Origin of the sequence: Isoptericola variabilis (assembly GCF_050311655.1) — a bacterium.
Classification (GTDB): Bacteria; Actinomycetota; Actinomycetes; order Actinomycetales; family Cellulomonadaceae; genus Isoptericola; species Isoptericola variabilis.
The window spans coordinates 230,093-244,535 of record NZ_JBNOZM010000007.1 but is presented as its reverse complement, the minus strand read 5'-3'; the positions used below and the strand labels follow the sequence as shown (position 1 = coordinate 244,535).

General features: G+C 75.4%; 14 protein-coding genes. 9 read left to right on the top strand and 5 right to left on the bottom strand.

Annotated elements, in window-relative coordinates; genetic code table 11:
• Nucleotides 1–92 precede the first annotated feature (92 nt).
• Together ACQP60_RS16545 and ACQP60_RS16540 are read left to right on the top strand one after the other, a co-directional pair.
• Complete coding sequence (locus ACQP60_RS16545; RefSeq protein ID WP_429734821.1) at nucleotides 93–848, top strand: DUF4118 domain-containing protein; 756 nt, start codon at nucleotides 93–95, stop codon at nucleotides 846–848.
• Nucleotides 849–902: 54 nt separating this feature from the next.
• Nucleotides 903–1,646: a class I SAM-dependent methyltransferase gene (locus tag ACQP60_RS16540; protein WP_429734819.1), complete on the top strand. Its 744-nt coding sequence runs from the start codon at nucleotides 903–905 to the stop codon at nucleotides 1,644–1,646.
• Nucleotides 1,647–1,714: 68 nt separating this feature from the next.
• On the opposite strand, the gene ACQP60_RS16535 is transcribed toward ACQP60_RS16540, so the two are convergent.
• From ACQP60_RS16535 to ACQP60_RS16520, 4 genes are all read right to left on the bottom strand, one after another.
• Entirely contained in the window at nucleotides 1,715–2,263 is a 549-nt protein-coding gene (locus ACQP60_RS16535) for a DUF4822 domain-containing protein (RefSeq protein ID WP_429734817.1), read from the bottom strand.
• Between the two features lie 116 nt (nucleotides 2,264–2,379).
• On the bottom strand, nucleotides 2,380–3,249 hold the full coding sequence (locus ACQP60_RS16530) for a hypothetical protein (protein WP_429734815.1): 870 nt from the start codon (nucleotides 3,247–3,249) through the stop codon (nucleotides 2,380–2,382).
• Nucleotides 3,250–3,351: 102 nt separating this feature from the next.
• Complete coding sequence (locus tag ACQP60_RS16525) at nucleotides 3,352–5,040, bottom strand: 5-oxoprolinase subunit B/C family protein (RefSeq protein WP_429734813.1); 1,689 nt, start codon at nucleotides 5,038–5,040, stop codon at nucleotides 3,352–3,354.
• A 29-nt stretch (nucleotides 5,041–5,069) separates the two neighbouring features.
• Nucleotides 5,070–5,846 (bottom strand): LamB/YcsF family protein, encoded by a 777-nt coding sequence (locus tag ACQP60_RS16520; RefSeq protein ID WP_429734811.1) that lies wholly within the window; start codon nucleotides 5,844–5,846, stop codon nucleotides 5,070–5,072.
• A 235-nt stretch (nucleotides 5,847–6,081) separates the two neighbouring features.
• Here ACQP60_RS16520 and ACQP60_RS16515 point away from each other — a divergent pair, with 235 nt between their 5' ends.
• The 7 genes from ACQP60_RS16515 (at nucleotide 6,082) to ACQP60_RS16485 (ending at nucleotide 13,859) form a co-directional block, all read left to right on the top strand.
• Complete coding sequence (locus ACQP60_RS16515) at nucleotides 6,082–8,430, top strand: PASTA domain-containing protein (protein WP_429734809.1); 2,349 nt, start codon at nucleotides 6,082–6,084, stop codon at nucleotides 8,428–8,430.
• A complete protein-coding gene (locus ACQP60_RS16510; protein ID WP_429734807.1) occupies nucleotides 8,427–8,987 on the top strand; it encodes an aminoacyl-tRNA deacylase in 561 nt (186 codons plus the stop codon). The genes ACQP60_RS16515 and ACQP60_RS16510 overlap by 4 nt, the downstream gene beginning before the upstream one ends.
• 121 nt (nucleotides 8,988–9,108) lie before the next feature.
• A complete protein-coding gene (locus ACQP60_RS16505) occupies nucleotides 9,109–9,477 on the top strand; it encodes an STAS domain-containing protein (protein ID WP_429734805.1) in 369 nt (122 codons plus the stop codon).
• Between the two features lie 4 nt (nucleotides 9,478–9,481).
• A complete protein-coding gene (locus tag ACQP60_RS16500; protein WP_429734803.1) occupies nucleotides 9,482–10,666 on the top strand; it encodes a winged helix DNA-binding domain-containing protein in 1,185 nt (394 codons plus the stop codon).
• Nucleotides 10,667–10,714: 48 nt separating this feature from the next.
• On the top strand, nucleotides 10,715–11,992 hold the full coding sequence (locus tag ACQP60_RS16495) for an FAD-binding protein (RefSeq protein ID WP_429734801.1): 1,278 nt from the start codon (nucleotides 10,715–10,717) through the stop codon (nucleotides 11,990–11,992).
• A gap of 119 nt (nucleotides 11,993–12,111) precedes the next feature.
• Nucleotides 12,112–13,695 carry a sodium-dependent transporter gene (locus ACQP60_RS16490; RefSeq protein ID WP_429734799.1) on the top strand — a complete coding sequence of 528 codons (1,584 nt, stop codon included), beginning with the start codon at nucleotides 12,112–12,114 and terminating at the stop codon, nucleotides 13,693–13,695.
• Nucleotides 13,692–13,859 (top strand): methionine/alanine import family NSS transporter small subunit, encoded by a 168-nt coding sequence (locus tag ACQP60_RS16485; RefSeq protein WP_429734797.1) that lies wholly within the window; start codon nucleotides 13,692–13,694, stop codon nucleotides 13,857–13,859. The genes ACQP60_RS16490 and ACQP60_RS16485 overlap by 4 nt, the downstream gene beginning before the upstream one ends.
• A gap of 79 nt (nucleotides 13,860–13,938) precedes the next feature.
• Here the strand turns inward: ACQP60_RS16485 and ACQP60_RS16480 are convergent, their stop codons facing one another.
• Complete coding sequence (locus ACQP60_RS16480; protein ID WP_429734795.1) at nucleotides 13,939–14,364, bottom strand: hypothetical protein; 426 nt, start codon at nucleotides 14,362–14,364, stop codon at nucleotides 13,939–13,941.
• Between the last annotated feature and the right edge of the window lie 79 nt (nucleotides 14,365–14,443).

Genomic DNA, 14,443 nt, shown 5'->3' with positions numbered 1-14,443 from the left:
ATACGGCGCCCGGGCGCACCCTGACGGAAGCCATACGGGCGGGCCTCCCGGGCCCGTTGACGCCGGGCCGGTGCCGGGCGGTTGATGGAGGTGTGAGGACGACGACGCAGGGCTCGGCCCTGGTGCTGTGGGCGGCGCTGGTGGTGCCGCTGGCGGCCTGCGCCGTGCTCGCCGGTTTCCGGGACGGCGTGGCCAACACGAACGCCGCGCTCGGGCTCGTGCTCGTGGTCGTCGCGTTCGCCGCGTCCGGTCGCCGGCTGGCGGGTGTCCTCGCCGCGCTGTCGTGCGGCGTGTGGTTCGACTTCTTCCTCACCGTGCCGTACCAGCGGCTCACCATCGATGACCCGGCCGACGTCGAGACGGCGGTGCTGCTCCTCGTCGTCGGGATCGCCGTCACCGAGATCGCCCTGTGGGGCCGGCGCCAGCAGGCGCGGGCCAGCGAGCGTGCCGGCTACCTCGACGGCATCGTCACCGCGGCCCGCGCCGTCGCGGACGGCGCGGGCGGCGGCGACCTGGTCGGCGCCGTCGGGCGCCGGATCGTCGACGTCCTGGGGATCGACGCCTGCCGGTTCGACCCGGGCACCGCCCCGAGCCCTCCGGCCCGGCCGCGCCTGCACGGCGACGGCACCGTGACCCGCGGCGGAAGCCTCGTTGACGTGGCGCGCGACGGGCTGCCTGTGGACGACGTGACCGAGCTGCTCGTCGAGCACGGCGGGGTGGTGCACGGCCGGTACGTGCTCACGTCGTCGACGCGGGTCTGCCGGCCGGACCTCGACCGCCGGCGGGTCGCGGCGACGCTCGCCGGGCAGGTGGGCGCGGCCCTGACCGCCGAGCGCCCGGCCACCTGAGCCGCGCACGAAATTCCGGCGGGGGTCGAGGTGCGGCCGTGCCAGGGTGGCCGCATGGACTCCGTCGACGACGACACCCGAGCCGCGTGGGCCGTCGCCTCGCGCAAGTACACCGACGAGTACGACGAGCACCTGGAGCAGGCCCGCACCGCCCGGCTGCTGCCCGCGGAGGTCGCCGCGATCGGGGAGCTGGTCCGGGGCGCCGACGTCGTGCACCCGATGAGCGGCCACGACCTGGACGACGTCGCCCTGGCGCGGCTGGGCGCACGGTCCGTGCACGGTCTGGACTACAGCCCGGCTCCGGTGGAGAGCGCGCAGCGCCGGGCCGACGAGCTGGGCCTGCCCTGCCGGTACACCCGCGCGACGCTGCCCGACAGCGGGCTCGACGACGCCTGCGCCGACCTCGTCTACACCGGCAAGGGCGCGCTCATCTGGGTCGCGGACCTGCCCGCGTTCCTCGCCGAGGTGCGCCGACTGCTGCGGCCCGGCGGCCGGTTCTACGTCTACGAGGCGCACCCGCTGGTGCCGCTGTGGGCGTGGGACGCCGACGAGATCCGGGTGCGCCCGGACCGCGGGTACTTCGCGGCGTCGCACGTCAACGACACGTTCCCCGGTCACGGCGCGGTGGAGCGGCAGCGCACCCTCGCCGAGACCGTCATGGACTGCCTGCGTGCCGGGTTCGAGATCGAGCACCTCGAGGAGCACCCTGAGCCCTTCTGGCGCCCCGACGGGTTCGACGCCGCCGCCTGGGACGGGCGCGTCCCCAACGCGTTCAGCCTGCTGGCGCGCCTCGCCTGAGCTTCGTCGTGCACGGCGTGCGCCCGCCCCCGCGGAGGGACGGGCGCTCGCCGGGGCGGAGCAGCGGCTCAGGAGGCGGCCGGCTCCTCGTGGTCGGTCGGGGTGTGGACGATGTCGTAGTACACGTCCGTGTTCCCCTCCTCCGGGAACACGCGGTAGGTGAACTCCTCGTCGGTCAGCGTGACGATGTCGGAGTCGCGCTCGAACTGCACCTCGCCGGCGTCGTCCTTCGCGACGATGTGGCGGGTCGTGCCCTCCTCGTCGACCGTCCAGTCGCCCTGCATCTTCGGGCTGTCGTCCAGGTTGTACATCGTGAACGTGCCGTCGGCCTCGAAGTACGCCCAGCCCACGAAGGCGCTGACGTTCTCGTCGTCGAGCGGGACGTCCTCGCCGTCGGCGTCGGTCGCGCCGGTGGTCTCCCACGCGGTCGACGCGAGCACGTCCGACGGCGTCTGCGCGTCCTGCGCCGCCTCCTGGTCCGCGGCCTCCTGCGACGCGGTGGTGCCCGCGCCCGCGGCCGCGTCGGCCTCGCCCGTGCTGCAGGCGGTGAGCGCCCCCAGCGCGATCAGCGCCGAGACGGCGATCGTGGCGGGCTTCGTCGACTTCGTGAGCTTCATGGGGCAGTCCTTCTCTCGTGCCCGGGACGGCGGTGCGTGCCCGGTGCGTCGGTGCGTCGGATCCATCGTGGTTCCGGGCACCGGACGGCCACATCGCCTGCCGGGCTCGCCGGGAGTCAGCCGAACGGATGAGGCGGCGCCACGTCCCGCGCCGCGAGCGCCGTCGGGTCGGGAGCGGCGCTCGCCTCCGCGGGGCGGGGGTGGCGCAGGGCGTAGAGGGTGAACGGGTCGAGCGCGTCCTCGGCGCCGGCATCGCCGTCGGGCACGACCAGGTGCCAGCGCGCCGTGTCGACCGGGCCGCGGGCGAGCCACCCGCCGGCTGCGTCCGCCCCGAAGATCTCCGCGAGCGGCACCGCGTCCCGGGAGCCGAACCGTGCGCGGGCCGCCGCGGTGGCGGCGGCGTCACCCTGCAGGGCCGCGAGCCAGGCGCGCGTTGCGGCGCGCAGCCGCGCCGCGGCGGCCTCCGGGAGGCGCGCGTCGACGAGCAGCCGGGTCGGCGCGGTGCCCTCGTCCGTGTCGACGCGCAGCGACGACGAGCCGCTGTGCACCACGTACCCGGTGGCCACGGCGCGGGCGTGCACGCCGCGCACCGTGTCGTCGCGCCGGGCCCGCCCGCGGCGGACGTGCAGGATCGACCATCCGACCGCGCCGACCGCGACCGCCAGCGCCACGTAGCCGCTCCACGGCATGAGTCCGACCAGGGGGCCCGCGGCCGCCTGGAAGTACCACGGCGTGTCGTCGGGCATCGGATGCCTGTCCAGCTGCACGAGCGCGGCGACGGCGACGCCGCCGAGCCAGAGGCCGCCGAGCGCGACCAGGCCGGCCGCACCCAGGTAGGTGCGCGGCACGGTCACGGTGCGGACGAAGTCGTCCAGGTCGCGCCAGGGCGGGGGCGCCGGGAACGGCGTGCCGGCGGTGGTGTCAGCGGCGCGCCGCCAGACCTCGTGCGGGTCGCCCGGCCAGACGTCGGTCGAAGGGTGGCGCATGGTCCCTCCCGGTCTCGAGGTCAGAGCCGCATTCTGCCCAGAGAATGCCCATGGCTGTCTATAGAAGGCCATGAATTCGTCAAGTCGCCTGGGGTTCGAGGTTCACGGGCCGGCGGAGGTCGGCGTGAACCGCAGCAGCGCCCCCGGCGGTAGCTGTCCCAGCAGCCACAGGTGCGTCGACGCCACGGCCGCGACGACCGGGTAGCCGCCGGTGAGCGGGTGGTCGACGCCGAACAGCACCGGCAGGCCGTCCGGCGGCACCTGCAGCGCGCCGGTCACGCAGCCCTCGCTGGGCAGCTCGCGGCCCTGCGCGCCGGCCGTGCGGGTCAGGGGTGCGCCCTCCAGCCGGAGCCCCACCCGGTCCGAGCGGTCGGTCACCCGCCACTGCTGGTCGAGCAGCGCGGCGACGGCGTCGGTGGTGAACCAGTCGTCGTGCGGGCCGAGCACGACGGGGAGCGTCGTGACCTCGCCCGGCGCGGGCAGCGCCGCGCCGTCCGGCGCCCCGACGTCGTCCACCGCCACCGCCCCGATGTTGTGAGCCCACCCACGACGCAGCCGGGAGGCGGGGGCGAGGGGGGCAGGGCCCAGGTGGGCGAGGGTGTCGGTGGCGCGCGAGCGGAGCACGGGCCGCACGTCGACGCCGCCGCGGACGGCGACGTACGTGCGCCGGCCGCGGGCCGGGGCGCCCAGCGCGAGCTCGTCGCCGGCGCGCAGGCGGAACGCCCGCGCCAGGGGTGCGCGGCGGGCGTCGTCCGGGTCGCCGCCGCGGTGCACGACGGCGCTCGCGTCGGCACCGGCCAGCGCGACGACGGCGTCGGCGCGGGCGCGCAGCCGCAGCCCGCCGCCCACGGCCTCGACGGCGGCCGCCCCGACGGGGTTGCCCACCGCGCGGTTCGCGGCCCGCAGGCTGCGCGGGTCCGCCGCCCCGGACCCGGACACGCCGAGGTGCGCCTGCCCCGGGCGGCCGAGGTCCTGCACCAGCGCCTGCAGCCCGGGCGTGACGACCTCCACCGCCGCGCCCGACATCCCCGTCCCCCCGGTGCCCGGCGTCGTCGGCGCGGCAGTCTCGGTTCGCGGCGGCAGTTCCGACTGCCGCGCCGAACGCGAAGTGCCGCCGCGAGCGGCCTCGGCTCCCCGGGCCGACGCACGCACGGCGGTGAACCGGACGCGGTCGCCGGGGGCCCACGGGGTGGGCGGGTCGCGGTCGGCGTCCCAGGTGACGACGTCGGTCCGACCCACCAGCTGCCAGCCGCCCGGGCTGGAGCGCGGGTAGACGCCGGAGTACGGCCCCGCCAGCGCCACGGAGCCGGCGGGCACGCGGGTGCGCGGCGTCTCCCGCCGCGGCACGACCAGCCCGGCGTCGTCCCCGGTGAGGTACGCGAACCCCGGCGCGAAGCCGACGAACCCCACCACCCACGACGCCCCGGCGTGCCGCCGCACCACCTCCTGAGGGCTGCACCCGAGCAGCCGCGCGACGTCGGCCAGGTCCTCGCCGTCGTACACGGTGGGGAGCTCGACGAGCCGCCCGCCGGCGTCGTCCCCGGTCGGTCCCACGACCATGTCCGCACTGCCCGCCCGCGCGCGCAGCTCGTCCGCGAGGCGGGCCGCCGGCAGCCGCCACGGGTCGAAGGGGACCAACAGCGTGCGCGCGCCGGGCACGGGCTGCCCGACGCCCGCCACGGGGTCGTCGCGCAGCGAGGCGTCCAGCGCGAGCGCGTGCGCGAGGCCGTCGACCTCGACGAGCAGGGCGTCGTCGCGCGCGGGCAGGACGCGCACAGGGAGGGCGCGCACGGGCGGGACCCGCTCCGGCCCGCCCACTCTCAGGCTCCCGGCGTCGCGGGGGCGAACGCGGCGAGGGCGACGCCCGCGTCGTCGAACGCCGCCCGCACCCGGCGGGCCATCGCGACCGCGCCGGGGGTGTCGCCGTGCACGCACACGGAGTCGGCGGGCACTCGCACCACGCTGCCGTCGACGGCCTCGACCACGCCCTCGGTGACGAGCCGCAGCATCCGGCGGGCCACGACGTCCGGGTCGTGCAGGACGGCGCCCGGCTCGCTGCGCGGCACCAGCGTGCCGGCGGGCGTGTAGGCGCGGTCGGCGAACGCCTCCGCCGCGGTGGGCAGGCCCGCGGCCTCGGCGGCGGCGAGCGCGAGCGTGCCGGGCAGACCGAGCAGCACGAGCGACGGGTCGACGGCGGCGACGGCGGCGGCGACGTCGTCCGCCACGCGGCGGTCCACGGCCGCCCGGTTGTACAGCGCGCCGTGCGGCTTCACGTAGGTGACGCGAGTGCCTTCGGCGGCGGCCAGCGCCTGCAGCGCGCCGACCTGGTAGACGACGTCGGCCCGCAGCTCGGCCGACGGGACGTCGATGTCGCGGCGACCGAAGCCCGCCAGGTCGCGGTAGCCGACGTGCGCCCCGACGGCCACGCCGCGGGCGGCGGCCAGGGCCACCGTGCGGCGGATGGAGGCCGGGTCGCCGGCGTGGAAGCCGCACGCCACGTTGGCCGACGACACGACGTCGAGCATCGCCTCGTCGTCGCCGAGCGTCCAGCGGCCGAACCCCTCGCCGAGGTCGCTGTTGAGGTCGACGGTGGTCATGCGCCCAGTCTGCCGCGCGACGTCCCCGGTGGGCGGGGCGTATCAGGGCGCCGTGACGGTTGCTCCGGTCATGGTGCGCGGATGAGCGTCGCGTGAACTCTCGTCGCAGGGGTGGCAGGAGCGTGGCGCGTGACGCACAGTGAAGGGACGGTCCTGTCGCCCGTGTCACACGACGACCCCGAGGTGTGGCAGGATCCGAGCGCCTGAGCAGTGCCGATGGGGGAGGTTCGTCGTCGTGAGGTCTCCGAGGGACACCGGACGGGGCGTGCGTGTCGGCAGGCTGCTCGCGACGGCGACGGCGACGTGCGTGGTCGCCGCGGGGTTCCTCGCGGCCCCCGTCGCCGGGCTCCCCTGGAACGCCGACGCCCTCCAGACCCTCGCCGCCGACCAGCGCACGCCCGACGTCGGCGCCGGCAGCCGCGTGGGCGAGGGCGTCTCCGTCGGCGTCGTGGGTGCGCCGGCGTCGACCGGCCCGACGACGTTGCAGGAGGTGCTGGGCGTCCTCGAGCGTGCGGAGCTCGCCGGCCAGGAGGCGGGCCGGAAGGTGACGCCCGCGGTGGACCAGGCCGCCGCCGAGCTCGGCATGCTGCTCAGCACCTACCTGGCGCAGCAGGCGGCCAGGTCGTCCGACCGTCCGTTCGCAGCCGCCGACGCCGAGGTGCCCTCGCCGGTGCTGCCGGCGCCCGCGACGCCCGAGACGACGACGCCCGACACGACGCCCGACGTCGTGCCCCCGGCGACCGACGGGCCGCCGGCCATGACCGTCGCGCACCAGGTCGCGACCGACCCTGCTCCTGCCGACGAGCCCGCACCCCCGGCCACGGGCGAGCGGCCCGGCGCGGGGCAGCCGGACGCCGAGCAGCCGGACGCCGAGCAGCCGGACCAGGAGCCCGCGGACGAGGCCGGGCACGACGGCGACGAGGTGACGTTCGACGACGTCGTCGTCGCCGCCACGCGTCTGGCCACGCTCCTGGACCCGGCGACGACGACGCTCCAGGCGGGCATCCTGCCCGCGGGGATGGACGGCACCTTCGCCGCGCGCGCCACGCTCACGGCGAGCCTGCGCGAGGTCGTGGACCGGTACGGCACGAGCACGGCGGGCTACGCCAACGGGCGCATCCCGGCGTCCGCGCTGTGCCCGCTCGACTTCGCCCCCGGCCACATGCTGCGCTGCGACGCCGCCGAGCAGCTCTCCGCGCTGAGCAAGGAGTACGAGAAGGAGTTCGGGGTGCCCATCCCGATGACCGACTCGTACCGCTCGCTGGAGCTGCAGATCCGCGTCAAGGCCACCAAGGGGTGGCTCGCGGCGACGCCTGGCACGTCGAACCACGGCTGGGGCCTCGCCGTCGACCTGGGCTACCCGATCTCCACCTTCACGTCCGCCGAGCACGCGTGGATGCGGGTGCACGCGCCGGACTACGGCTGGGACAACCCGTCGTGGGCGCGCTCCACCGGCTCGAAGCCCGAGCCGTGGCACTTCGAGTTCTTCGCCGCCGGCCCGATCCCCGACCGGGCGTGGACGTCCGACGACGTCGCGGGGGGCGGCGGCCCCACGGCCGCGGCCGAGCAGGCCGGCAAGGGTCCCCACGACACGACGAGCGGCTCGAAGGGCGGCTCGAAGGCCACCGGCGGCAAGGACGGCAAGGGGACCAAGGGCGACACGGCGAAGGGCAGGACCTCCGACAAGGGCTCGAAGCCGTCCGGCTCGACGTCCGGCGGCGGGGCGAAGGACCCGGGCACGGGCGGCGGATCGTCCGACCGGCCCGCCACGCCCGCCAAGGTCACCGTGCCGGACGTCTCCGGCCAGACCCTCGCCACGGCGAAGAAGAAGCTCCAGGCGCTCGGGCTGAAGGTCACGACCGTGACGCGCGCGGACGACGACGTCCCCGAGGGCTCGGTCGTGACCACCAATGGCGCGGGCACGAAGGTCCGGGCCGGCTCCACGGTCACGCTCGTCGTCTCGGGCGGCCCCGAGGCCGAGCCGTCGCCGGAGCGGGTGGCGGTGCCGGTCGTGGCCGGCAAGTCCGGCGACGCGGCGAAGCAGGCGCTGCGCGACCGCGGGCTCACCGTGACCGTGGTCGAGAAGCACAGCACGGAGCGGCCGGCGGGCGTCGCCCTGGGGACCGATCCCGACGCCTCGACCGAGGTGGCCGCGGGCTCGTCCGTGACCCTCTACGTCTCGAGCGGCCCCGAGCAGGTGACGGTGCCCGACGTCACCGGCTGGTCGGTGGCCGACGCCCGGGCGGAGCTCGAGGGCCTCGGGTTCGTGGTCGAGACGTCGGGCGACGTCGGGGCGGACGACCTGGTCGTCGAGACGCAGGGCGCCGGCGACAAGGTCGCCAAGGGCTCGACCGTCCGGATCACCGGGGGTGCGGCGGAACCCCTCCCGGACGTCGCCGGGCTGACCGTCGCCGCGGCCCGGGAGGAGCTCGAGTCGCGCGGGTTCGCGGCCGCGACCCCCGACGGCGTCGAGGACGACGCCGAGGCCACGGGGACCCTGGTCGCGGGCGCCGAGGTGGCGGCGGGAAAGCTCGTCCTGCGGGGGAGCAAGGTCACCCTCGTCGTGACGGGTACGGGCGAGTGACGTCGTCCACGCCGCCCGCCGAGACCCCCGGCGAGCGGCGGACGCGCGAGGCGCTGGAGTCGTCCGGCATCGCGTTCGAGATCGTCCGCCACGGCCCGGTGCGCTCGCTCGCGGAGGCCGCCGCCGCGCGCGGCGTCACGCCGTCGCAGGTGATCAAGACGATCGTGGTGCGCCGCGGGGACGGCGACTTCCTGTTCGTGCTGGTGCCGGGCGACCGCACCATCGCGTGGCCGCGGCTGCGGACGCTGCTCGGGGTGTCCCGGCTGTCGATGCCGGACAAGGAGGTGGCGCGCGACGTCACCGGCTACGAGCGCGGCACCATCACGCCGTTCGGCTCGCTCACGCCCTGGCCCGTGGTCGCGGACTCGCGGCTCGTGGACGCGGGACCGGTGTCGATCGGGGGCGGCGGCCACGGCGTCTCCGCGACGGTCGACGGCGGTGACCTCGCTCGCATCCTCGACGCCCGGGTCGCGGACGTCACCGACCTGGACGACCCTGGACCGGCGGGCCCCGCCCGCGCGGCGCCGGCCGGGCCGGCGTCGACCCGCCAGGATTGAACGGACGCTGGACGAATCCGTCTGACGGGGGAACACTCGACGCGGGCCGTTCGCTGTACAGAGAGGACGCAGACGGCGTCCCCAGGCCGCACGGCCCCACGCACGGGAGCATCACGACCACATGGACATCGACAGCAGCAGCGACCCCCTGCCGAGCTCGGGGATCGCGTCCCGGACCACTGACGAGGCGACCGTCCTCACCCTGTGGGGCGAGGTCGACGCGGCGCTGCGCGAGGCGGCGAGCGACGCGATGGCGGCGCTCGCGGCGCGGGGCTCCACGCACCCCGTCGTGCTGGACACCCGGGACGTCACGTTCATCGACTCGTCCGGGGTCGCGTTCATCCTGCAGGTGTACATGCTGGGGCAGGAGACGGGGACGCCCGTGAGCCTCTACCAGCCGTCCGAGGCGGTCGCGGAGGTGCTCGACATGGTCGGCATGGGCGGCCGCATCCCCCTCGCGGAGGCGGAGCCCGCCGGTCGGGCCGGCTGAGCGGGTGACGGGCCCGACCGGCAGCGACGTCGGCGGCGGCAGCGGTGTCGACGGCGCCGCGGTGCGGGCCGCGCGCCTCGCCGCCACCGGCCTGCGCGGGCCGGGCCTGCCCGACGCGAGCGCCGTCGTCGACGCCCTCCTCGCGGTGCAGGGGCAGGAGCTGCAGCCCGCGCTGTGGGGGCTCTCGCGCCGGGTGGCGCCGTCGTCCCGCCCGGGCCGCTCCGCCCTCAACGCGGCGCTCGCCGACGGTGACCTGCTGCGCACCCACGTGCTGCGTCCCACGTGGCACCTCGTGCGCCCGCGCGACGCGCGGTGGCTGCTCGAGCTCACCGCCCCGCGGGTCGAGAGGCTCATGGCGTCCACCGAGCGGTCGTGGGACCTCGGCGACCTGCGCCCGGGTACCGACGCCGTCGCCGCCGCCGTCGCGGACGGGCCGCGCACGCGCGCGGAGATCAAGGCCGAGCTGGTCGCCCGCGGGGCGCTCGACCCCGACGCGCCGGGCCTCGCGTTCACGCAGATGCTCATGCACGCGGAGCTGCGGCGCCTCGTGATCAGCGGCCCGCCGCCGGCGGGCAAGGAGCTGCAGCACCAGTCGTACGCGACGTTCGACGACCGCGTCCCCGCCGGCTACGGGCCGCTGGGCGAGCGGTTCGATCCCGAGGCCGCCGTCGTCGAGCTGTGGCGCCGCTACCTGCCCGGGCGCGGCTTCGCGACCCTCAACGACCTGCGCCTGTGGAGCGACGTCACCGTGCGGGACCTCGAGCCCGCGCTGGCCGCGCTGGTCGACGCGGGCGAGGCCGTCCGGGTGCCGGGAGCGGGCGACCTCGAGGGCCTGACGCTGGTGGCGACGGCGGCCACGGCGGAGGCATGGGCGGACGGCGGCGCAGGGCTCGGGGGCGGCCCGGAGGGCGGTCCCGACCGGCCGGTCGCCGACCTGCTGCAGGCGTACGACGAGCTCCTCATGTCCTACCGCGAGACGCGGCACGTCGTGCTCGACCCTGCGCTCCCGCCCCCCGACCGGGCGGGGGCGTACGTGCACTCGCTGGCGGTGGACGGCGTCGTCGCGGGCCGCTGGCGCTGGCCGGCCGGGCGCACCGCGCTGGACGTGCAGTGGCTGCGCGACCCCACGCCGGCCGAGCGCGCCGCCCTGGACGCCGCCGTCGCGGACCTCGACACGTACCTGCACTGAACCTGGACTGAGCCGCCACGCCGTCCGCGCTGATGGCAGGGTGGTCCCGTGCATCGCAACTGGGCCGGGAACCTCACCTACTCCGCGCGCTCCGTCGTGCGCCCCACGTCGCTGGAGGAGCTCGCCGACGTGCTCACCGCCGGCGGCCGGGTGCGCGCGCTGGGGTCGCGCCACTCGTTCAACGACGTCGCCGACACGGACGGCGTGCACGTCCAGGTGGACGGGCTCGACGACGGGCGTCCGGCCGTGGAGCCGCTCACGGCCGAGGACGGGGCCGAGGGCGAGGTCGTCTCCGTGAACGCGGGCCTGCGCTACGGCGAGGTGGCCCGAGCCCTGCACGCCACCGGCCGCGCGCTGGGCAACCTGGCGTCGCTGCCGCACATCTCCGTGGCGGGCGCGGTCGCCACGGCCACGCACGGCTCCGGCGACACGAACCAGAGCCTCGCGAGCGCCGTCGAGGGCCTGGAGATCATGACGCCGGGCGGCGAGCTGCGGCGCATCACGCGCGCGAGCGACCCGGACGTCTTCCCCGGCACGGTCGTGGCGCTCGGGGCGCTGGGCGTCGTGACGCGGGTCGAGCTCCGCACCGTCCCGGCGTACGTGGTGCGGCAGGACGTCGCGGCGGACGTCCCGTGGGACACGTTCGTCGCGAGCTTCGACGCCATCACCTCCGCGGCCTACTCGGTGAGCGCCTTCACCAGCTGGGACGAGCCGGCGGTACGGCACGTGTGGTTCAAGTCCGTGGCCCGCGCGGACCGGCCCGCGGTCCGCGGGCTGGCCCCCGACTTCCTGCGCTGGTCGGACGTGCCGGTGCACCCGCTGCCGGGCGTCGACCCGTCGGCGTGCACCGAGCAGCTCGGCGTGGACGGCCCGTGGCACGAGCGGCTGAGCCACTTCCGGCTGGAGTTCACGCCGTCGAACGGCGACGAGGTCCAGTCGGAGTACCTGCTGCCGCGCCGCCACGCCGCCGCGGCGATCGAGGCGATGCGCCGCCTCGGCCCGACGGTCGCGCCGCTGCTGCAGACCAGCGAGATCCGCACCGTCGCCGCCGACGACCTGTGGCTCAGCCCCTTCGACGAGCCGTCCGTGGCGTTCCACTTCACGTGGCTGCCGCGCGAGGACGACGTGCGGGCCGTGCTGCCCGCCGTCGAGCAGGCGCTGGTGCCGCTCGGGGCGCGGCCGCACTGGGGCAAGGTCAGCACGCTCGACGCCGCGACGACGACGGCGCTGTTCCCGCGGTTCGACGACTTCCGGCGGCTGGCCGCGCGGTTCGACCCCGACGGGCGCCTGCACGGCGGGCTGGTGGGCCGGCTGCTCGCGGGCTGACGGTCGGCGCGGCGTGCTGCCCGCCACGCCGCGAGGTGGCCGCGGGCCGCGCGGTCGGGCAGCATCGTTGCGTGAGACACGTTTGACGCGACGCCCCTCACCGTGGAGGTTCGACGCCTGTGAGCACTACGACCACTGACACCTCGCCACCCCGGGAGCAGTTCACCGGGCAGGTCGGCTTCATCCTGTCCGCGATCGGCTCCGCCGTCGGGCTGGGCAACATCTGGCGCTTCCCGGGCGTCGCGTACGAGAACGGCGGTGGCGCCTTCCTCGTTCCGTACGTGATCGCCCTGCTGACCGCGGGCATCCCGATCCTCTTCCTCGACTACGCGCTGGGGCACCGCTTCCGCGGCGGCCCGCCCACCGTGTTCCGCCGCGTCAAGAAGTGGCTGGAGACCCTGGGCTGGTTCCAGGTGATGATCTGCTTCGTCATCGCGATCTACTACGCGGCGATCATCGGCTGGGCGCTGAGCTTCTTCGTCTACTCCTTCACGCTGAAGTGGGGCGACGACACCGCCGGCTTCTTCACGGGCGACTACCTGCAGCTGTCCGACGTCGCGAACGGCGGGGCGTGGTTCACGCTCGACTTCGTGCCGGCGGTGCTCATCCCGCTGCTGCTGGTGTGGGTCGCGACGATCGCGGTCCTCGTGGGTGGCGTGGCGAAGGGCATCGAGAAGGCGAACGTCGTCTTCCTGCCGCTGCTGGTGATCGCGTTCGCCGTGCTGGTGGTGCGGGCGGTCTTCCTGGACGGCGCCACCGACGGGCTGAACGCCCTGTTCACGCCCGACTGGAGCGCGCTCGGCGACATGAACGTGTGGATCGCCGCCTACGGGCAGATCTTCTTCTCGCTCTCCGTCGCGTTCGGCATCATGATCACGTACTCGTCGTACCGGAAGCGCAAGGCGAACCTCACGTCGCCGGGGCTGGTCGTGGCGTTCTCCAACTCGGGCTTCGAGATGCTGGCGGGCATCGGCGTGTTCGCCGCCCTCGGCTTCCTCGCGCACGAGCAGGGCGTCGCCGTCGGCGACCTCGAGGGCATCAGCGGGCCGATCCTGTCGTTCGTGACGTTCCCCGCCGTCGTCTCGCAGATGCCGGCCGGCCAGCTGTTCGGGGCGCTGTTCTTCTTCTCGCTGGCGATGGCCGGGTTCACGTCGCTCATCTCGATCCTGCAGGTGGTCGCGGCCGGCTTCCAGGAGAAGTTCGGCCTCACGCGCCGCAAGGCCGTGCTGTGGATCGGCGTCGTCGCGGCCGTGCTGTCCGTCGTCGGCTTCTCGACGACGACGGGCCTCATCGCCCTGGACACGATCGACAACTGGTCCAACAACGTCGGCATCGTGGCGTCCGCGGTGCTCATGTGCGTGTTCCTCGTCTGGCTGCTGCGCACCAGCCCGGAGCTGCGCTACCACCTCAACGCCGTCTCGACCTTCCAGGTGGGCCGCTGGTGGTACGTGTGCGTCGGGGCGATCGTGCCGGCCGTGCTCGCGTACATGCTGGTCTCGCGCATCGTCGACCTCGTGCAGAACGGGTACGAGGGCTACGACGAGACCTACCTGCTCTACGCGGGCTGGGGCACGCTGGTGGTGCTCGTCGTCGGCGCCGTCCTGCTGACGCTGCCGCGCTGGCGGCGCAGCCCGGACGACTTCGTCGCCTGGCCCGCCTACCCGCCGGTCACGGCGTCGACGACGAAGGGGGCGGCCCGATGAACGGCTCCGCGATCCTGCTCATGGTGCTGTCGCTGGCGGTCGTCTGGGGCGGCCTGCTGGTGAGCATCCTCGCCCTGCGCGCGCGCCCCGAGCGGGCCGACTACCCGCCGGGCGGCGGCGACGACCACCGCGAGGACGACGCGATCACCGAGCGCGACACCTGATCCCTCGCGCGCGTCCCTCGACCGGACAGCGAAGCCGGACCCGCCCGACAGGGGCGGGTCCGGCTTCGTCGTCCTCGGGTCAGTCGTCGTCGCGGTTCTCGCGGACCTTCTCCACGCCCTCCTTGAGCAGGAAGAGGGGCAGGATGAACGCCGCCAGCATGCCCGCCAGCCACACGATGACGGGCCCGATGATCCACCCGGCGACGCCGCCGACGTCGATCCCGTCCGTGAAGATCACCGCGACCAGGAGCGCGACGAACGTGGACAGCAGGCCGACGCCGCCGACCAGGGCGGGCGCGTTGTTGCGGGCCACCTTGGTGAGGAACGGCGAGATGATCGCCTGCACGAGCGCGAAGATCACGATGGTGAGCACGAAGCCCAGCGGCTCGGACCAGGAGATGGAGAACGTCTCGAGGTCGAAGGCCGCGAACACCCACGCGGCGACGAGCACGCCCACCGCCGCAGCCAGCAGGAAGACGGCCGTCCGGAGCAGGAACCTGATCATCCTCGGAGCATAGGGAGACGCTGGCCACACGGCACCTCGGGGGTTTGCCGGAAGGTATACCGAACGTGTAAGAGAGGGG

What these genes read in the sequence shown, in the direction of transcription:
- ACQP60_RS16535 (WP_429734817.1), bottom strand. Translation starts at nt 2,263, where the DNA reads ATGAAGCTCACGAAGTCGACGAAGCCCGCCACGATCGCCGTCTCGGCG.
- ACQP60_RS16505 (WP_429734805.1), top strand. Translation starts at nt 9,109, where the DNA reads ATGGACATCGACAGCAGCAGCGACCCCCTGCCGAGCTCGGGGATCGCG.
- ACQP60_RS16485 (WP_429734797.1), top strand. Translation starts at nt 13,692, where the DNA reads ATGAACGGCTCCGCGATCCTGCTCATGGTGCTGTCGCTGGCGGTCGTC.
- ACQP60_RS16480 (WP_429734795.1), bottom strand. Translation starts at nt 14,364, where the DNA reads ATGATCAGGTTCCTGCTCCGGACGGCCGTCTTCCTGCTGGCTGCGGCG.
- ACQP60_RS16530 (WP_429734815.1), bottom strand. Translation starts at nt 3,249, where the DNA reads ATGCGCCACCCTTCGACCGACGTCTGGCCGGGCGACCCGCACGAGGTC.
- ACQP60_RS16540 (WP_429734819.1), top strand. Translation starts at nt 903, where the DNA reads ATGGACTCCGTCGACGACGACACCCGAGCCGCGTGGGCCGTCGCCTCG.
- ACQP60_RS16520 (WP_429734811.1), bottom strand. Translation starts at nt 5,846, where the DNA reads ATGACCACCGTCGACCTCAACAGCGACCTCGGCGAGGGGTTCGGCCGC.